Source organism: Vibrio aerogenes (assembly GCF_024346755.1).
In the GTDB taxonomy this organism is placed as follows: domain Bacteria; phylum Pseudomonadota; class Gammaproteobacteria; order Enterobacterales; family Vibrionaceae; genus Vibrio; species Vibrio aerogenes.
This window is the reverse complement of sequence record NZ_AP024861.1, coordinates 1657645-1678480: the sequence shown is the minus strand read 5'-3', so window position 1 is coordinate 1678480 and position 20836 is coordinate 1657645. Positions and strand designations below refer to the sequence as shown.

12 protein-coding genes are annotated in these 20836 nt (G+C 47.6%); 3 read left to right on the top strand and 9 right to left on the bottom strand.

The window, feature by feature from the left end:
• Window positions 1-2 precede the first annotated feature (2 nt).
• Entirely contained in the window at window positions 3-2327 is a 2325-nt protein-coding gene (locus OCV29_RS07495) for a methyl-accepting chemotaxis protein (RefSeq protein ID WP_073605803.1), read from the bottom strand.
• A 409-nt stretch (window positions 2328-2736) separates the two neighbouring features.
• Here OCV29_RS07495 and OCV29_RS07490 point away from each other — a divergent pair, with 409 nt between their 5' ends.
• A complete protein-coding gene (locus tag OCV29_RS07490; protein WP_073605802.1) occupies window positions 2737-3750 on the top strand; it encodes a sugar ABC transporter substrate-binding protein in 1014 nt (337 codons plus the stop codon).
• An 88-nt stretch (window positions 3751-3838) separates the two neighbouring features.
• Here OCV29_RS07490 and OCV29_RS07485 read toward each other — a convergent pair whose 3' ends face one another.
• Window positions 3839-5158, bottom strand: coding sequence for an MFS transporter (locus tag OCV29_RS07485; RefSeq protein ID WP_073605801.1), 1320 nt, complete (start codon window positions 5156-5158; stop codon window positions 3839-3841).
• 323 nt (window positions 5159-5481) lie between these two features.
• On the opposite strand from OCV29_RS07485, the gene OCV29_RS07480 reads away from it, so the two are divergent.
• Together OCV29_RS07480 and OCV29_RS07475 are read left to right on the top strand one after the other, a co-directional pair.
• The gene (locus tag OCV29_RS07480) at window positions 5482-6420 is read left to right on the top strand and encodes a universal stress protein (protein ID WP_073605800.1); all 939 of its coding nucleotides are present in this window, start codon (window positions 5482-5484) and stop codon (window positions 6418-6420) included.
• 11 nt (window positions 6421-6431) lie between these two features.
• Window positions 6432-9143, top strand: a complete 2712-nt coding sequence (locus OCV29_RS07475; protein WP_073605799.1) for a cation-transporting P-type ATPase — start codon at window positions 6432-6434, stop codon at window positions 9141-9143.
• Window positions 9144-9233: 90 nt separating this feature from the next.
• Here OCV29_RS07475 and OCV29_RS07470 read toward each other — a convergent pair whose 3' ends face one another.
• The 7 genes from OCV29_RS07470 to OCV29_RS07440 all read right to left on the bottom strand — a co-directional run bounded on the left by OCV29_RS07470 (window position 9234) and on the right by OCV29_RS07440 (window position 20594).
• The gene (locus tag OCV29_RS07470) at window positions 9234-9518 is read right to left on the bottom strand and encodes a hypothetical protein (RefSeq protein ID WP_073605798.1); all 285 of its coding nucleotides are present in this window, start codon (window positions 9516-9518) and stop codon (window positions 9234-9236) included.
• A 642-nt stretch (window positions 9519-10160) separates the two neighbouring features.
• Window positions 10161-11285, bottom strand: a complete 1125-nt coding sequence (locus OCV29_RS07465; protein ID WP_073605797.1) for a hypothetical protein — start codon at window positions 11283-11285, stop codon at window positions 10161-10163.
• A gap of 553 nt (window positions 11286-11838) precedes the next feature.
• Window positions 11839-12609 (bottom strand): hypothetical protein, encoded by a 771-nt coding sequence (locus OCV29_RS07460; RefSeq protein WP_139281699.1) that lies wholly within the window; start codon window positions 12607-12609, stop codon window positions 11839-11841.
• Between the two features lie 856 nt (window positions 12610-13465).
• Window positions 13466-14749, bottom strand: a complete 1284-nt coding sequence (locus OCV29_RS07455) for a hypothetical protein (protein WP_073605794.1) — start codon at window positions 14747-14749, stop codon at window positions 13466-13468.
• 344 nt (window positions 14750-15093) lie between these two features.
• The gene (locus OCV29_RS07450) at window positions 15094-16377 is read right to left on the bottom strand and encodes a hypothetical protein (protein WP_073605793.1); all 1284 of its coding nucleotides are present in this window, start codon (window positions 16375-16377) and stop codon (window positions 15094-15096) included.
• 344 nt (window positions 16378-16721) lie between these two features.
• A complete protein-coding gene (locus tag OCV29_RS07445) occupies window positions 16722-18032 on the bottom strand; it encodes a hypothetical protein (RefSeq protein ID WP_139281698.1) in 1311 nt (436 codons plus the stop codon).
• A gap of 3 nt (window positions 18033-18035) precedes the next feature.
• Entirely contained in the window at window positions 18036-20594 is a 2559-nt protein-coding gene (locus OCV29_RS07440; protein WP_073605791.1) for a hypothetical protein, read from the bottom strand.
• Between the last annotated feature and the right edge of the window lie 242 nt (window positions 20595-20836).

Here is a 20836-nt window from a genome sequence, read left to right as displayed (position 1 = left end):
AATTAAACCCTAAACTGCTGAATCTGCTCCTCCAGACTGTGCGACAGCGCCCTTAAATCGGCACTGTTTTGGGTAATCGAATTCACTCCCGATAAGGTTTGCTGGCCGCTGTTGGATATTTCAACCATACTGCGGTTAATTTCTTCTATCGCGGTTTTTTGCTCATCTGACGCGCCGGCGATCTGCGCATTCATATCACTGATCGTTGAAATAAAATCTGCAATTTTAATCAGTGAAGTCCCAACTGTCCGGGCAATATCGGCACTCTTTTCACCGTTGGCTTTACTGGAAGCCATCACATTGACGGCATGGATCGAGTCTTTTTGCAGCCGCTCAATCATTTCCTGAATCTCTTCTGTACTGTCTTGTGTTTTTTTCGCCAGCGCCCTGACTTCATCGGCCACCACCGCAAAGCCCCGTCCATGCTCTCCGGCCCGTGCAGACTCAATCGCAGCGTTCAGTGCCAGAAGATTCGTCTGATCAGCAATGCCCCGGATCGTATCAAGAATCGCCACAATATTGCCAACATTACCTTCCAGCTCTGTAATCACCACAGACGCCTGATCAATTTCCTCAGATAAACCTTCTATCGAGGAAATCGCATTATCCACGACCGACTGAACATGCTTTCCTTCTGTGTCTGCACTGTTGGCAACATCGGCAGCATTCATCGCATTACCTGCAATTTCCTGTGCAGAAGCAGCCATCTGATTAATTGCCGCCACCACCATTTCTGTCTCTTTTTGTTGCGTATTGGCCGACTCACTTCCCTCTTCAGCGACGGTATTCATGTTATCAACTGTGCGGCTCAGCCCCTCCATCGACCCTTTAATCCCGAGCACCAGCTGATGAATTTTTGCTACAAACTGATTGAATCCGGTCGCCAGCTCCCCAAGCTCATCTTTCCGCGCTGCGTTTAACCGGCTGGTTAAGTCGCCCTCACCTTCTGCAATATCAATCAGTGAGTGACTGGTTTCACGAATAGGACGCACGATTGTTTGTGTAATGACCGCACCGGCAACACCACCCAGAATAATCACCACAATCGCTGTCATGGCCGCATAAACCAAAAATGACTTTTGAATCGCTCCCAGCTTCGAGGTCACTTCCGCCATTTCTATTTCATTCAGCAGCACCCATTTTTGCCCCATGATATTCAGCGGAGCAAAAGCCGTCAGGACCTGGTGATTCAGATAATTACTGTCAATGGTTGTCCCGGCATTTCCGTTAAACGCCTCATCAATCGCGTGCGATTTGATCTGTTGAAATGCCACGTTGGTTTTCGTTGCCAGAATTTTATCAATCTCTTGTTGTGGGTAATTTAACGCTTTCACCTGCGCGGCATAGGCCTCGGGTTGTTCCAGCAACAGGCGGCTGGCACTGCGCGGCGTCTGATCGGCCCCGATCAGGTAGGTTTCACCGGTTTGACCCAATCCGGATGCCTCCCAGTTGTATCCATAGGTCATCAGCTCGGTCAGTTTCACAGAAGAGAGCGCCAAAACCACCACACCCACCCGCTTGTTTTTCTCAAAAACAGGCGCAGAAATAAAGCCGGTCGGTAATCCGGATGCACCCGGATAAGGGGCGTAATCAACAAACGCATAACCGGAACTCTCCAGCTGGCTGGCCCGGTTATACGCCTCTGCCAGTCCGGAGCCGGCAAAAGCCGCCGAAGACACTGAAGCAGCAAAATCGATGTATTTTTTTACCGAATAAACCACATTTCCGTTGGTATCCAGTAAGAGAATATCCTGCAGGTGAAACCGCTTTAATGAATCCTGAAAGTAAGGATGATATTTTTTATGGTTGGTGGTGTAAGACGTTTTATCAGAGGAAAACAGCATATTGTCTTTGCTGTCCAGCGTATTAGGGTTCGCCGCAATATACTGAGTTTGCAGAGCAATGGTCGGATCGCTCATCGCGTCAATCACCGCATTGGTATCAAAGCGCTGTCCGGGATTAAAACGTGAATATTGAGCCGCAATGTTATCCTGATAATACTGACGCAGCTTTTCTCGTTGACCCGGACGATCAGTCCGGCCGACAAAAAATGCAAATGGCTTATAGGAAGAGGAAAGATTCCGGGTCGCATCAATCACAGATTGTTGCTGTGAAATACTCAGAATCTGATTTTCCAGCGAACCAAAATATTGATGAAGAATTTCGGTGGCAACATTGCGTAACGAGATCATCTGGTCACGCCGTGCATCCAGCAAAATCTCTTCTGTTTTATCTGAAGAAAGTGTTGCCAGCACAATGGCAGTACTGGCAACGGCCAGGGTGGCAATAGAGACGATACTGAGAATAAATTTTGAACCAATATTCATCGTTGACTAAGCTCCTGATCGACATTTCAGCAAACTGATGACCCAAATAAGCGGGTCCGGCCGACAACCGTAAACATGCAAGAACATCGCTTGCATAGCATCACTCAACCACTCTTTTCGCGCCTTGGCCTTGATTGAGCAATTTTCAGGCGACGACAGGTCAGGCTGTGAAAGAGAAACACGATCCAATTACTTTGTGTGATATTTAATTACCTATAAATAACCTTAGCTGATAGATCATAAATGTCGATAAATCCACAGCTCAAGTCTCCTGAAACCGTGATTCATCACGGTTTCAACCAGATATCCCGACACAGATACATATTTAAAATCTATGTAATCAACAAAAATGATAGGCATACACTATATTTAAAAACGTGAAACACAAAGGTACCGGAGAAATCGTCATATGAATAAACTGATTAAAGTTCTGAGTTATACCTTATGTCTGGCGCTCAGTGGTGGTGTGGCAGCAGCAGAGAAACCTATTGTTGGCCTGATAACAAAAACTGATAACAATCCGTTTTTTGTAAAAATGAAGGAAGGGGCTCAGAAAAAAGCAGATGAACTGGGGCTTGAACTACAAACTTTTGCTGGCCAGTTCGATGGTGATAATCAATCACAGGCACAGGCCATTGAGAACTTAGTGGTCTCAGGGGCCAAGGGGATTTTAATTACCCCCAGTGACCCGGCCGCGATTGTCCCTGTGGTTGAAATGGCCCGCTCGGCAGGCGTGTTGGTGATTGCCCTCGATACGCCACTGGACCCGGCCAGTGCTGCTGATGCAACATTTGCCACAGATAATTTTAAAGCCGGTGAGCTGATTGGCCAGTGGGCAAAAGCCAAACTCGGTGATAAAGCAGGTTCTGCTAAAATTGCACTGCTGGATCTCAATGCCAATGAAATCAGTGTGGATGTCGCCAGGGATCAGGGCTTTCTGAAAGGATTCGGCATTGATTTAAACAACGCTCAGGATATTGGTGACGAGACAGATGCGCGGATTGTGGGTAATGAAGTCACACAAGGTTCTGTGGAAGGCGGACGCAAAGCGATTGAAACCCTGCTCCAGAAAGATACCGGCATTAACGTCGTCTATACAATTAATGAACCTGCAGCCATCGGGGCTTATGAAGCATTAGCTGCTTTTGGCAAAAAAGATGCGCTCATCGTCTCTGTCGACGGCGGCTGTGAAGGGGTTGAAAATGTGAAATCCGGTGTCATTGGTGCCACATCCATGCAGTTCCCGCTACGAATGGCCGCCATGGGCGTTGAGGCAATCAATACGTTCATTCAAACCGGCAAAAAACCGCAGAATACTGAAGGGCTGGATTTCCTCAACACCGGCGTTGAGTTAATTACTGACGCACCGGTCTCCGGTATTGCATCCAAGTCATCCGGTGACGGTTTATCGCTGTGCTGGTAAACAGAAAAATGCGTCAAAGCAACTTCATCAAAGCGCCGTTTACCGGCGCTTTTCCTTTATTTTCAGCGCATTGCTCACTCAGGCCATCTCAGGTCCGGGAAACATCCGGAAGACGGGCCGCCAGCAGCACCCCGGCAATCGTCACCGCAGAAAATACCAGCACCAGCTGCGACAATGAGATCAGCTGTGTCAGCAGCCCCAGACTACTCATCAGCAGCAACATCAGACCAATCACTGTATTCGACACCGCAACATAGCGGGTTCTTTGATTTCCCTCAGACAAATCCACCAGATAGGTTTTTCGTCCGACCCGGACACCATCGTGGGCAATACACACCATAAAGTACAGGGCGGGAAATAACCCGTATGACTGAGTCAATCCCGGCAAACCCGTATCAATCACAAACAATATCCCCCCAGTCACCGCACTCATTGATGCCCCGAGCATCATCACCTTTTTGCTGGATTTATCTGCAAATTTTCCCCAGAAAGGCCCGGCCAGCAAAGAAGCCAGCCCGCTGGCAAACATAAATAAGGCCAGCATCCAGATATCATTGCCATGGTTTTTCTGAGCCAGCAACACATAGTAAGGCGCGCTGAGCGCAGTACAAAGAAACAAAGTCCGGGTCAGAACAAACTGAAGAAAAGCACGGTCAGTCCACAATAAATGACACTGCTTTAATGCCTCAAGCAAGCCATTTTTTCCCCCTTCCGTCTCCCCTTCATATTCCTCAATCCGGCCATAGATCATTGCGCCGATCAACCAGACCACTGCTGCTGAAATCAGGCAACCACCGTAGAAAACACCACTCCCCTGCCAGCCGGAAAAATGGGAGATGGCCATCAATCCGGCAAAAATCAACGTCACAAATCCGGACGCACTGCCTGACCAGCCATTCACCTGCCCCCGCTGGGATTTAGGGATCGTCTTTCCTAACACATCTTTTGAGGCGACCGAATTTAATCCGCGGGCCAGGCTAAACACCGACAAAAGCAGCAGAATCGCCCAGCCAGCCGTGTTTCCTTCAAAAGACATCGCCACCAAACCAATCGCAAGGACGGCCACCGCCTGCAGGAGACTCCCACAAACCCAGACCCATTTACGGACAGATAACCGCCGGATATAACTGGCAATCACGAGCTGTGGTAATAACGAGCCAGATTCTCTGATCGGCACCAGCCAGGCCACAAATGAAGCCGGTATACCGATACTTTGCATGATCCAGGGTAAAGTCACTTTCGGATTAATCAAAGCATCCCCCAGTTTGGTAAAAAACTGGGCAAAGATGATTTTCATGAAATTACCGGGTACCTCTTTGCAGGCTGACTCCGGGATAGCTTTACAGGCTCTGGCATCTTCTTCATTCACCAGATACCCATACATTGTTTCCAGTCTGTCGCGGTTCATTGACTCTCCTCCCTGAAACAGAATGACAGACTAACCGAAATCGGTCATCAGTGCACCCAAAGCCATGTATGCAGTCAAATATCCTGACCATTTCAAAAGAACGCCACGAGTGTGAAACAGACCAAAAAATAAGCACACCGGCTAATAAATATCAAGGTGTTTTCCCCCATTTTCAGCATGAACCCTCTACACTTATTTTACAGGTTGCCATGAGTAACCTCCCTGACACATCAGGGAAGAAACACTGATGCAGCAACACCTTCCGGTCACATACTTCCGGAGCTGTTTTCTGAAGGATTATTACAGGGAAAAGGGGTCTTGATATGCAGCATTTCCGCCATTTACTTTACGTTAGTCATGGTACAACAGATGAAAACGAAGGACTTAAACAGGCCCTGAGTCTGGCCCGGAACAATCATGCCCCACTCAAAGTATTGATTGTCTGCCCTGACTTTCCGGCTGAATTTCCCGACTATCAGCAAAACTATCAAGAGTCCTTACTGACGATCACTCAGGCACGGATCCAAAGAACTCAGGATGCGCTGAAGCTCGCAGAAGGTGCCGTAGATGTATCAATCGATTTTGTCAGTGATAAAACCCCGGCCATTAATATCATTCAGTACGTCCTTCAACACCAGCATGACCTGGTGATCAAAGAAGCAGAATCACAGGATAACCGGTGCGGACTGAAAACCATTGACATGAATTTACTGCGCAAGTGCCCGGTTCCGGTCTGGCTGTGTCGTCCGATTGAGCATTCACACCAGCAAATTCAGGTCGCGGTCGCGATTGACCCCAAATCTCAGGAACAAGCCGCAGAAAGCTTATCCAGACGGATGCTGGCGTTATCCCGGTCGCTGGCTGACAGCTGCAGTGGTGAATTACATATTATTTCATGCTGGGATTACGAGTTCGAAGCCTATTTACGCGGCAATATGTGGATAAAAACCTCAGACGACGAAATCGATCAGACCGTGCTCAGGATCCATGATGAACATCGTGCTGCACTGGAAGCACTGATCCGGGATTCCGGCATCAGCGGCCAACATCTGATTCACCATCTACGCGGAAAACCAACCGAGATGATCCCTGATTTTGTGGTGCAAAAACCCATCGATATTCTGGTGATGGGCACCGTTGCCCGCACCGGTATCCCCGGATTTATGATTGGTAACACGGCTGAAAATATTGTTCAGAAACTCAATTGCTCACTGATTGGGCTCAAACCACAGGGATTTATTTCTCCGGTGAAAGCCGGCTAAGGCAGGCGCGTATGCGAAAAGACAGAGACAAAGAAAAAGAAGCCCCAACCGAATGGCATCATCTCTCGACTGAGCACGCCCTGAAACGACAACAGGCCCGGATGACCGGGCTGAGTCAGCATGAAGCAGAGCAACGGCACGCAAAATACGGGCCGAACCGGCTGCCCGAAGCCGCAAGACGCAGCGCACTGATGCGCTTTCTGCAACAATTTCACAATATCCTCATTTATGTATTGCTTGGCTCCGCCACCATTACCGCTTTGCTGAACCACTGGATGGATACCGGCGTGATTCTGGCCGTCGTATTTGTCAATGCGGTTATCGGCTACCTGCAGGAAGGTAAAGCAGAGAAAGCGATGGATGCGATCCGGCATATGCTGGCTCCCCAGGCCAATGTCATCCGTGACGGTGAACGCATCTGTATCAAAGGTGAACAACTGGTTCCCGGTGACGTCGTACTTCTGGAAGCTGGTGATAAAGTCCCCGCAGATCTGCGCCTGTTCACCACACATGGCTTGTCTGTTCAGGAAGCCATTCTGACCGGAGAATCGGTGCCGGTTATCAAGCACATTGCCGCAGTCGCAGCCGATGCGCCGCTGGGGGACAGAAGCTGCATGGCTTTTTCCGGCACGCTGGTAACCGCCGGTCAGGGCCAGGGACTGGTGGTCAGAACCGGCGCTCAGACTGAGATCGGACGTATCAGCGGATTACTTTCAGAGGTCGAAACCCTGACGACGCCACTAGTGGCCCAGATGGGAGTGTTTGCGAAATGGCTCACCATTTTAATCCTGCTGCTCGCGGCACTGTTACTCGCATTCGGTTACTTTGTGGCTCACTATCCCTTTACCGAAATGTTTCTGGCCGTTGTCGGGCTCTCCGTTGCAGCCATTCCGGAAGGGCTGCCTGCGGTTTTAACCATTACTCTTGCCATTGGCGTTCAGGCCATGGCCCGGCGAAATGCCATCGTCCGGCGCTTACCCGCTATCGAAACGCTGGGCTCCGTATCTGTCATCTGCACTGATAAAACCGGCACCCTGACCCGCAATGAAATGATGGTGGCCTCGGTCCTCGATCACTGGCACATGTTTACGATCGAGGGCGATGGTTACAAACCGGAAGGCACACTGTTGCTGGAAAATTCACCGGTATTTCCTTCAGAGCATCATGTGCTGGAAGAACTGGCACGGGCTGCAACTCTCTGTAACGATGCCCGCTTACGTGAACAGGATGGTGTCTGGCATGTGGAAGGCGACCCGATGGAAGGTGCCCTGCTTGCGCTGGCAGGAAAAATGAATATGGATGTCCGTAAAGAACAATCCGTCTGGACCCGCACAGATTCAATTCCCTTTGACTCAAAATACCGTTTCATGGCGACCCTGAACCACGACCACGACCATCATGCCTTTATCTTTGTGAAAGGCGCTCCCGAACGGATTCTGGCCATGTGCGATAATCAGCGCAGTGCAGACGGCCATACCGAAGCACTGGATTACACCTACTGGAATACCAAAGCAGAATCGGTTGCGGCACTGGGCCAGCGGGTTCTGGCTTTTGCCGTAAAATCGGTGTCACCGGAACATACCGTGCTTGAACACAGTGATGTGGAAGATTCACTCACACTGATTGGTATGACCGGCATGATTGACCCGCCCCGCCCGGAAGCTATCGTCGCCGTAGCAGAGTGCCATCAGGCAGGAATCCGGGTAAAAATGATCACCGGCGATCATGCCAAAACTGCCGCCGCCATTGGTCAGCGAATCGGCCTGCAAAATCCGGATAAGGTTTTGACCGGCGCCGACCTTGATCAGATGGAAGATGCCACATTAAGCCAGTCAGTGCTGGATTGTGATATTTTTGCCCGCACCAGTCCGGAGCATAAACTACGGCTGGTAATGGCGCTGCAATCACACGGTATGACCGTCGCCATGACCGGCGACGGCGTTAATGATGCCCCGGCACTGAAACGTTCTGATGCAGGGATTGCCATGGGACGAAAAGGCTCTGAGGCAGCCAAGGAAGCCGCTGAACTGGTGCTGGCCGATGATAATTTTGCCTCGATTGCGGCCGCAGTGCGCGAAGGGCGGACCGTCTATGACAATCTCAAAAAGGTGATCAGCTGGACCTTACCCACCAATGCCGGTGAAGCAATGACGATTATTCTTGCCCTGCTGCTGGGCATGACGCTGCCCATCACACCAGTGCAGATTTTGTGGGTCAATCTAATTACGGCTGTCACTCTGGGAATTGCACTGGCATTTGAGCCCACAGAACCCACCACGATGCGCCGCCCGCCCCGGCCGCGCCATGAACCACTGCTGTCCGGTCATCTGGTCTGGCATATCGTGCTGGTTTCCACGTTATTTTCCTGCGGGGTATTTGGGATTTACCATTATGCAGTTGGTCAGGGTTATCCGATTGAACTGGCCCGCACCATGGCACTAAACACACTGGTGGTGATGGAGATTTTCCAGCTCTTTTTCATCCGTAATATTCACGGCACATCGCTGACATGGGATGCCGTCAAAGGCACCAAAGTCGTCTGGGCCGTGGTGCTTGCGGTCACCGTCGCACAATTTGCCATCACTTACCTGCCCCCTTTGCAGACAGTTTTCGCCACCGCACCGATTCCATTCTGGGATGATGTGCTGATTATCGGGATTGGTATAGCGCTGTTTGTGATCATTGAGACAGAAAAGCAGATCCGGCTGGCGATTATGCGGTAAGTCACAGTCGCATTCACAGGGCAAAAGGATGTCACCTCTGAATGCATTCAGCGACTCTGGTACAACACGGCCAAAGTCGCTGGAAAGGTTTTATTGGTCGATAGATGATACGGACAAATAGCCCTGTTCGTTTAATATGCCGTTCACGCAATTAAGCAGATATGGCGCCAGATCATCTTCCCCGATGCCATCATCTTTTGCCCAGGACGAGCATGAATCCAGCGCATCGCTAATGACTTCCCTTGGCGCTTCAGGCAACACTTCAGATTCTGTCGTTTCCCAGGTCTCTGACTCTTCAGTCTGAACATCATCTGCAAAAGCCGTCACTGAAACTGACAGAATTAATGTGCTTAATAGTACAAACAACTTTTTCATTTTTGTCTCTCTGAATGAAATAGAAGCAAATATTTTTCCGGTGATGGGGTTCAGAAAATAACCTGTTCAGCTCCTCATAAAACCCACATTATTTCCCCGTAAAAACGTTTTTTTTTAATCATCGATCAGTGACCTGTGATTCATTTACGGTGCAACTCCCGACCCTCACAAGATAAAGGTTACCAAAGGATTTTCAAGCAGTAATTTCACAATAAATTTCTATCGTCAAGACAAATTTTTTATCACACACAGCATCAGTTTTTGGCCATATAATCAGGTGACGTCAAGATGCATGCTGGTGATTTCATCAAAGCATTGATGATTCTGTTACTCAGGATATGTAGTGGTACATTGAATTTTTCCACCGGATTAGATGAGCGAGGGCGCTTCGGCGCGCCGTTACGGTAGTGCGGTAGGTCTAACCTTGTTCAGCTCACCACCCACAGATTAGACCCGGTGGATGCTAAGATGATAGATCAGATACAAAACTATCTGAATAACCTGATCACCTTACATGCTCTGCGACATCAAGCGCTGGAGGATTCCGTTTCAGGGTTATCGTAGACAAAGCAAGGGGCATGTTGCCCCTTTAGAAGAATGATTTGCTGGCTTGGCTTATCGTGAAGCACGCCTTTATCCGGATCAGGCGTTCAAACTTTCCGCAGCCTGCTTTTTCTCTTTGCGACGCCGCTGCGATTCTTCCCACGCCGGGCCATAAGTTTCCCGCAGGTCATTGACTGTCAAAATCGTCTTGCCACGTTGGTATTCATTTTCTGCCAGCTTGCGGTTGAAAAAGTTCAGTGCTTCACTGGGTTTAGCCCATTCTTCTTTAGGGAGCGGCTTGCTCCACTCCGCCACTTGCGGAAACTTCTCTGCCTTTTTCTGTAACTTGCGGATCACCCAGTTCATCCGCCAGATCGCGACCATCCGGCCACTGAGATACCACCAGTTTTTGATGTGATCAGGAAAATGCTTCCGCTTGATCCCCTGCTCATCGCAGTACTGCTGCACCATGCCCTCCATCGTGACCGGCTGTGATTCACCAATCGCTTTGGGGCCGTCTTCCATAAAGCTGCGGATCATCTCCCATTTCATCGCGGCATGAGTGCGGTCTAATGCGCTAATGCGCATCGAAGCCCAGAAATAACCGGATGCCACGTCATCATAAGCACCGATAAACAGGCTGCCCTCCCGCATCACCATATTTGGGGCCACAGCGGTGCCTTCCCCGGCCATCGCACACACCGACTCCCACGGGAAGAATTTTATTTCTGTCTGTTGTTTCCTTTTATTCCAGCGGCTCATCATCACTTCCCGCCGCTGACGGTGAAAGCGAATCGGTAAGGCACGGGCGAGATCGCGGTGAGTGTGAATCATAGCCAGAAATGCCGGACCAAATGAGAGTGGGCCCAAAGATAAAAGTCCAATTCCCATAAACACTAGAAAATAACTTAGTTCAGATACCCACTGCCCATTAATAAATACTCTTTCATAACTTCTTCCCACAACCCCACTGATTCCACCTAGATCAGTATATATATAGAGAAATGCTATGAATGAAACCAAAAAATTAATCAATAGCATCTGTGTTTGCAAAATTAAACCACCATAACTGCCCAGCTCAATATAACTCTCGGTTTTTGCTGTCAGCACCGCATCGGTTTCAGCCGGTTTCAGTCTGGTTTTAACCGGCAAGGGAGCCAGCACCGTATTGCGCCCCAGGTTTTTCTCGGTTTGCTGACCGGCAAAATAAGGGAATAACTTCATCAATAGTCTCCTTTGGGAGTTAATTGCAGTTTTGTTAAAGCGGCTTTAAGGGCCGTATCTTGCACCACCTGCTCATCTCCGTCACCAAGTACCGAGGCAGTAAAATGGTGTGGGTTGCCATCATATTCACACAGCTTATCCGGCGTTTTACTGTGGATCAGATATAACCAGCCTGCCTCCAGCGGACGAATCCCCAGCGGGATCGCTTTGTCCTGATCAAACTGCCATTGGGCTTTTTATCCAGCTGGTCATCATCTTAAAGATAAAAGCGTCAGGCTTTGCTGCCGATTCAGGACGCGGATTGATTTCAACGAACCAAGCGGCTTGATTCGCACGCGCCCCGGTCCCTTTTCATGCAGGAAAAGGAACCAAAACTGCTCTTGAGCCGTTGGCTGCAATGAGCGCTGGCCGGAACCGGTTTTTAAGCACCTCCCTGTGCTGAAAAACCTGCACATTCATCCATGAATGCGCTTCCTGATTCATTGAGCTGTTGAACTTTTATCGCGCCTGCCTCAGTGAAAATATTGAGTTGGGAGCGTGACACCAACAGTACCTAAACCCGCTCATACTCCCGCAATACGGCCTGAACTTCCGGGCTTTCCCAGTCCAGCCCTTTGACATACAGCTCCCGCACCCGGCGGTTTGCTTCCTGAAGTTGCTCACTGGGCTTCGCCCACTCAGATTCAGGGATGGGCTGGCTCCATTGAATCGCAGCTTCCCGGTGGATGTTTTTCTTTGGTAATACATCCAGCAGATATTCCATATACCAGTGTGCAAAAGGACGCAGCGAAATCAAACTCCAGAGTTGCCAAAACGGATATGTCAGCGGATTTTTCAGATGCTGCTTCACTTCACGCCAGTATGCTGCCCGGCCATAGTCTGGTGCTTCGGTCTGTAATTCAGCAGCCGCTGTGTGTTCCAGTCCTTTCGCACCGTGCTCCATATAATCCCGGATCAGTTCATACAGGCAAAAAGCTTCTTGCTGTGAATAAACCGGTAAGCCAATTGTAAAAGCGCGCTCTGATTCATCCGGCAACGGGCAGCGAATGCTGAGCTGGTACATACTGCGGGGGCCGACATAACTGACGGCACTGAGCTGATGGAACTCGATTGAAACCTCTTCCCACGGGATGGCTGCTAAATGATCTTGTGGCGGATTTTTTTTAGACTGGAAAAAGTAAACAATCCAGGGTTTGATTGGAAAGTAAAGAAAAAAACTCCCAAATATTATTGAACCAATTGCAATAGATAGCCAAAGTTGAGTTAAGTGCTTTCCCCCACACAATAGCATCCATCCACTGGAGAAAGTAATAGCTCCGGCCAAGACACAAAAAATTTGCCATCCAGCACTTTGACTGGAACTATCGTTAACTAAACACGGCCGAGGTATATCTCCAGTTTGCAAAGTAATTAGTACCTGTTGTTTTTGAGGATGAAAACTTGGTGAAATACTTACTTTAGATGAGTGAATACTATCTGAAAATCGAAGCCAAACTATGCTCCCTAAAATAACCGTTACCAATATTAATATTGGTAACACCACTAATAAATCAGTTGATGTTAACCATAGAAGAAAAAATATTGCTCCAAGCGTATATATTTGCCCCCATAGACTAAATTGGTTAAGGCTGACATTTGTACTTTGACCTTGTATTTCCAGCAATTTCTGTGGATTAATCAGCAAAAATTTATTTATTGTTAATGGCAGCTGTTCAGTCGCAACAGGCAGAGGAGAGAGTGCAAGCTTTTCGATACCACCCTCGGTCTCTCTTTGTCCGCAACGCAACCGCCAGTGAGCAGTTTTAAAACTGTTTTTATCTGTTTGTTGAATATCCATCCATTAACTCCATGGGGTTAAGGGGTAAGCCAGATTGAACGCATCATCTTAAAGATAAAAGCGTCAGGCTTTGCTGCCGATTCAGGACGCGGATTGATTGCAACGAACCAAGCGGCTTGATTCGCACGCGCCCCGGTCCCTTTTCATGCAGGAAAAGGAACCAAAACTGCTATTGAGCCGTTGGCTGTCATGAACGCTGGCCGGAACCGGTTTTTAAGCACCTCCCTGTGCTGAAAAACCTGCACATTCATCCATGAATGTGCTTCCTGATTCATTGAACGTTTGAATTTTCATCGCGCCTGCCTCAGTGAAAATATCGAGTGGGGATGTAACATCAACGGCATTAAACCCGCTCATACTCCCGCAATACGGCCTGTACTTCCGGGCTTTCCCAGTCCAGCCCTTTGGCATACAGCTCTCGCACCCGGCGGTTTGCTTCCTGAAGTTGCTCACTGGGCTTCGCCCACTCAGATTCAGGGATGGGCTGGCTCCATTGAATCGCAGCTTCCCGGTGGATGTTTTTCTTTGGCAGCACATCCAGTGTCCATTCTAAATAACGGTGGGCAAAATAGCGCAGGGTCAGCGTATGCCAAATCACCCAAAGTGGATTGCTTTCATTCTCTTGGAGTTCTTTCTTAAAGGCAGCCCGGCCATAGTCCGGAGCTTCAGTCTGCAATTTGGCTGCTGCGGTGTGTTCCAGCCCTTTGGCACCATGTTCCATATAATCGCGGATCAGTTCATACAGGCAAAAAGCTTCCTGTTGTGAATACACCGGCAGGCTGACGGTATAGCGTTTGTCAGCCTCATCCGGCAGCGGACAAACCAGACTTAACTGATACATACTCCGGGCACCGAGATAACCCATTGCGCCCAGTTGATGAAATTCAACCGCCACTTCTTCCCATGGAATTCCTGCAAGATGGTGTTGCACCGGATTTTTTCTGGATTCGCGGAAATAGGTCAGCCAAGGTTTGAAAGCGATGAATAAAAGTCCTACACCCAATACAAGCGAAACTACACAAATAATAATCCACAGACGATCTTCAAGACCTGGCAACATAGCCCAGCCAAAAGAAAATAAAAAGAACCCTGCACATACAAGAAAAATTAATTTATCAGATCCTTTGCTATAGCCGGCACTAGTCAAATTACCAAAAAATGAGGGGCGCAATAATTTTTGTTCCCGCCACGAAACTAATAGCTCATTTTTTTGTGAATTAAAAACTATAGGAAGATCCTCATAAGAATCATGAAAAGTATCGTAAAACATAAAAAGCATTTGGCTTCCCATAACCAACGTCCATATAGCTGGCATAGGCAACAGAAACCAAGCTGAATATACTACTAGCCCCCCCCACGCAATAGCGATTGACCCCAGAATTAATAAGGCAATTGATAAAAGCATCTGTATCAATCCGATTTGGGTATTAATATTTCGTAATTCTAGTAAGCCTTGTTCATTTACATGAATAAATTTAGTCACCGCTAATGGCGTATACTTTGTAGCAATTGGCAAAGGTGACAACGCCAGTTTTTCTATCCCGCTTTGGGTTGTTTCCCGCTGCCCGCTCCGCAACCGCCAGTAAGCGGTTTTAAAATTGTTTGTATCGGTTGATTGAACTGTCATTCATTTAACTCCACGGGGTTAAGGGGTAAGCCAGATTGAACGCATCATCTTAAAGATAAAAGCGTCAGGCTTTGCTGCCGATTCAGGACGCGGATTGATTGCAACGAACCAAGCGGCTTGATTCGCACGCGCCCCGGTCCCTTTTCATGCAGGAAAAGGAACCAAAACTGCTATTGAGCCGTTGGCTGCAACGAGCGCTGGCCGGAACCGGTTTTTAAGCACCTCCCTGTGCTGAAAAACCTGCACATTCATCCATGAATGCGCTTCCTGATTCATTGAACGTTTGAATTTTCATCGCGCCTGCCTCAGTGAAAATATCGAGTGGGGATGTAACATCAACGGCATTAAACCCGCTCATACTCCCGCAATACGGCCTGTACTTCCGGGCTTTCCCAGTCCAGCCCTTTGGCATACAGCTCCCGCACCCGGCGGTTTGCTTCCTGAAGTTGCTCACTGGGCTTCGCCCACTCAGATTCAGGGATGGGCTGGCTCCATTGAATCGCAGCTTCCCGGTGGATGTTTTTCTTCGGCAGCACATCCAGTGTCCATTCTAAATAACGGTGGGCAAAATAGCGCAGGGTCAGCGTGTGCCAAATCACCCAAAGTGGATTGCTTTCATTCTCTTTGAGTTCTTTCTTAAAGGCCGCCCGGCCATAGTCCGGAGCTTCGGTCTGCAATTTGGCTGCTGCGGTATGTTCCAACCCTTTGGCGCCATGTTCCATATAATCGCGGATCAGTTCATACAGGCAAAAAGCTTCCTGTTGTGAATACACCGGCAAGCTGACTGTGTAGCGTTTATCTGCCTCATCCGGCAACGGACACACCAGACTTAACTGATACATACTCCGGGCACCGAGATAGCCCATTGCACCAAGTTGATGAAATTCAACCGCCACTTCTTCCCATGGAATTCCTGCAAGATGGTGTTGCGTCGGATTTTTTCTGGATTCGCGGAAATAGGTCAGCCAGGGTTTGAAAGCGAGATATAAAAGTATGCATCCAACTAATATCAATACAAAACCCAAAATGACCAAAACAAGTTCACTTTCAGTTAGTAATACTATCCACCCTATAAAAAATAAAAAACATCCGATGAATAGACAAAATATTAACTTATTTGATCCTTGGCTATATCCGGCACTAGTTAGATTCCCAAAGAAAGAAGGATGTAACAATTTTTGCTCTTTCCATGAAATCAAAATTTGTTTCTTTTGGCTGTTGAATACAATTGGAGCATCATTAGAATTATCAATGAAAGTATCTTTAAACGGGAAATATACCATTACACCAATAAATGCTGTCCACATTATTGCTATAGGGAGCATTACCAAAAACATATCAGGGATAATCAATATCCAAGCAATTATTACGGAGCTGAGCATAAAAAGAGTAAACAATAATAAAATTTGTATCATCCCAATCATTGGGTTAATACTGCGAAGTTCCAAAACACCCTGATCATTAATATGGACAAACTTAGTTACCGCCAGTGGCGTATGACCTGTAGAAACAGGCAAAGGCGCCAAAGCTAGTTTTTCCAGACCACTTTGACTTGTTTCCCGCTGCCCACTACGCAAACGCCAGTGTGCGGTTTTAAAGTTATTTTGATTGGTTTGCTGAACAGTCATTCATTAACTCCAAGGGGTTAAAGGGTAAGCCAGATTGAACGCATCATCTTAAAGATAAAGCGTCAGGCTTTGCTGCCGATTCAGGACGCGGATTGATTGCAACGAACCAAGCGGCCTGACTCGCACGCGCCCCGGTCCCTTTTCATGCAGGAAAAGGAACCAAAACTGCTCTTGAACCGTTGGCTGCAACGAGCGCTGGCCGGAATCGGTTTTTAAGCACATCCCTGTGCTGAAAAACCTGCACATTCATCCATGAATGCGCTTCCTGATTCATTGAGCAGTTGAACGTTCATCGCGCCTGCCACAGTGAAAATATTGAGTTGGAAGCGTGACACCAACAGCACCTAAACCCGCTCATACTCCCGCAATACGGCCTGTACTTCCGGACTTTCCCAGTCCAGTCCTTTGGCATACAACTCCCGCACCCGGCGGTTTGCTTCCTGAAGTTGCTCACTGGGCTTCGCCCACTCAGATTCAGGGATGGGCTGGCTCCATTGAATCGCAGCTTCCCGGTGGATGTTTTTCTTTGGCAGCACATCCAGTGTCCATTCTAAATAACGGTGGGCAAAATAGCGCAGGGTCAGCGTGTGCCAAATCACCCAGAGCGGATTTCCTTCATTGGCTTCCAGCTCTTTCTTAAAGGCAGCCCGGCCATAGTCCGGAGCTTCAGTCTGCAATTTGGCTGCTGCGGTGTGTTCCAGCCCTTTGGCGCCATGTTCCATATAATCGCGGATCAATTCATACAGGCAAAAAGCTTCCTGTTGTGAATATACCGGCAAGCTGACGGTATAGCGTTTATCAGCTTCATCCGGCAACGGACAAACCAAACTTAACTGATACATACTGCGGGCACCAAGATAACCCATTGCGCCCAGTTGATGAAATTCAACCGCCACCTCTTCCCATGGAATACCGGCTATATAGTGCTGTGTTGGATTTTTTCTGGATTCGCGGAAATAGGTGAGCCAGGGTTTAAGAGGAAAATAAAGTACAATCAATCCAACTAACATCATAGCTATACATACAATTTGTATAACTTCATCTTTTTCATTTGGAATATTTATAAATAGTCCAACGCTTAATATTGCCCATGACACACTAAAAAACAAAAAACCAATAAACGTACAGAAAACTAGCTTATCTGAGCTTTTACTATAACCATCGTTATTCAGACTACCAAATAATGACGGTCGTAAAGACTGCTGCTTTACCCAAGAAATCAGCAATTCTTTTTTGCATGGATGAAAAATTATGGGTATATCACTTATAGCTGCTCTATATGAGTCCTTTATTTGATAATAAAACGCTCCTCCAATCAATAAAGAAAAACCTAAAGACATAGGAAAAAAAGGAATAAAAACATTATAAATACTAATTAATATCCACGGCATAGTAATTAATAAAGTACCAATTGAAATACTCAACAAATACATTTGAGTAATTCCAATCGCAAGACTAACATTCCTTAACTCCAGTACCCCCTGTTCGTTTATATGAATAAGCTTAGTTACTGCCAAGGGTGTATGACCTGTAGTAACTGGCAAAGGAGACAGTGCCAGTTTTTCAACGCCACTTGAGGTTGTTTCCCTCTGCCCACTACGTAACCGCCAGTTAGCAGTTTTAAAACTATTTTTATTGGTTTGTTGAATAGTCATCCGTTAACTCCACGGGGTTAAAGGGTAAGCCAGATTGAACGCATCATCTTTTCCGGCAGTCACCTCAATCATTTCCGGCTGATGATGCCAGCTGACAGAGTTATCGAGGATATCAATTCGCCAGCGCATCTCATGCCAGTCGGTTCCGTTCTGGCTGATAGAAACACCACACTGGATCTGGTCTAATTTCATCCGTTGGATCAGATCACTGCGCAGATAAAAACACACTTCACAGCCATTATTTTTCACCGTTACCAGTGCTTCATCTTTCAGACCAGTTAACAAGTTATGCCATGCGGCATAGGGCACAGTCCTGCCGGCAATCACCTGACTGCTGGATTCAAAACCATTCAAAGAGATTTTGCAGTTCGTCTTTGTGGGCAGCATGATTGACGGTAAAAACAGCCGCAGCTGCACTTCAGATTCCTCCGGCCCATTGGGATGATACTGGTTATTCACCACCTCATAACTAAGTGACGGCTGCACCAGTTGCGGGGAGAGTTCTTCATAATGTTGATCCAGACTCCAGCCTTGATCGGACTGACCCCAGATGGTGTTGCTCGCCCAATCGACCACTGGGGGCCATTTGTAATATTGCCAAATTTTATCGATCACTAAAAAAGCAATCCATAGATACACATTTATTCGAATATACTTTACGGCTATAGAAAGAGCTTCTAGACTTGCCTGTTCAGCAAACAAAATACCTTTTGCCAATTCAATTGATGTTTTCGTTAAAAGATAAGACTCTCTAGCACTATAAAACAACCCAACAGAGCTAACTGCCACTCTAGCTAGCGATGATATTATCATAAATAGGTTTTTAGAATTTCTTGACGCAAAAAAGTCCTTTCCGGCATTAAAAGTCCGGACCCCCATCCCAATTGTCCCCAGCACAGAAGCCACCGTAGAACTGTAAGTGGTCCAGTTGGCTAAACGCCCGAGCACCGCCGTCTGGTGGGTTTCGGTACCCATCGCAGCGGCAGAAGCCGTTAACCATGCCGTGCGCACCGTACCGGCCTGTGATAAAACCGATGCTGTGGTATAAGCATTCGCTGACAGCAGGCCCAGCAGCTCACCCTCTTGCTTATCATCGTCCAGATAGCTTTCCCATGCATGCCATGCACTCACCAGATAAGACACCGTCAGCGCAAAACTGACCGAGTGTTCCAGAATCTGTGCACCGCTTATTTTGCCGTCTTTGGTGATCATTTCCCGTAGGGTCATGCCCGCGACCACGGTTTTCTTTTTCAGAATCCCTTCCGCTTCTTCGATGATCCGGCTCATCGGATAAGATCCGGTCGCACTGACCGCAATACTCACTTCCGGGCCGGAGTGCTGCATAATTTGTTCAAACTGACTGCGGATGGTGGTTCTGATTTGATCCCTTTCTATCCGGCCCGCTTTCATCTGCCGATGATATTTCGCTCGCGCAGCAGTGCGCTGGCTGCCTTTCATTTTCAGGATCTTCGGGTTGGTTTTCCGGATATCTTTGATGCGTTGTTCTACCGCGGCTAAATCACTGGCAGACTGTTCCATTTTTTTATGCAAATCCTGCAAATCTTTAGTGGCTTTTTCATCCGGTACCTGCCAGCTGATGTCATTGAATTTATAATTTAAATGCATCAGTTGCTTCGTCCCATCACTCAGATTATCCAGCATCCCTGCCAGCCGCTGGTTATAACTTTTCAGGCCATCAAAAGGCTGCATTGCTTTTGACAAGGAGGCCACAAACAATTCATTTTTCTGCGCCAGACTTTGCAGAATCCGGGCTTTAATATTCTCATCGGTGATCTGGTTCAGTTTCCCTAATTCATTTGCCTTAGCAATCTTGTCTTCAAACTTTCCGACAGCTTCCTGCGCTTTGCCAATACTTTGAAATTTCTTTTTGATGGAACGAATCTGCGTCGGCGTCAGTTTAATTTCAGACTTGATCAAATCATCATAAACCGACAAAGGGAAACTATCCGTTCCTGTATAATAGCTTTTCAGCCACTCGTCGTTATTATTGGAATGAAAAGCGGTCAGAATATCTTCGGTGGTCAGTTTGATATCCCATTGTTCAGGATTCTGTGGTGAAAGATAAGCCGCCAGCATATGCCAGTGTGGTGCTGATTTTTTAGCCAGTGGATTCAGCCTGTTTAGCTTCTCTGTCATTTCCTGACCATAAGCTTCCCACTCATCAATAAATGCTGTCATGCCATCGTTATCAATGACGGTTTTTATCCCGTCTTTTCCGGCATAGCCGCCTTCAATCAGCGTCTTATACCGGTCAAATACTTCACGGGTCTGTGGTGCCAGTTTCTCTTCATTCAGTTCATAGGTATTTGCCAGCGTTTTAGCCAGTGCTTCTGCGGTTGGGTTGGTTATCACAAGCGTTGTATCACCGTTATAGTTGGTTCTTTTTTGGGTCACCCGGTTTTTCGGCTCACTCAGCGCTTCGTAATAAGTTTTCACCTTATCAATAAAAGCACTTTGCTCATCTTTATCATCCAGAGAAACACCATACTGTTTCAGAATGGCTTTCGTATCCTGTTCAAGATAAAAATCAATCTCTGACATCTTCTCCAGCAGTTTGTTAACTCCACGGGGTTAAGGGGTAAGCCAGATTGAACGCATCATCTTAAAGATAAAAGCGTCAGGCTTTGGTGCCGATTCAGGACGCGGATTGATTGCAACGAACCAAGCGGCTTGATTAGCACGCGCCCCGGTCCCTTTTCATGCAGGAAAAGGAACCAAAACTGCTCTTGAGCCGTTGGCTGCAACGAGCGCTGGCCGGAACCGGTTTTTAAGCACTTCCCTGT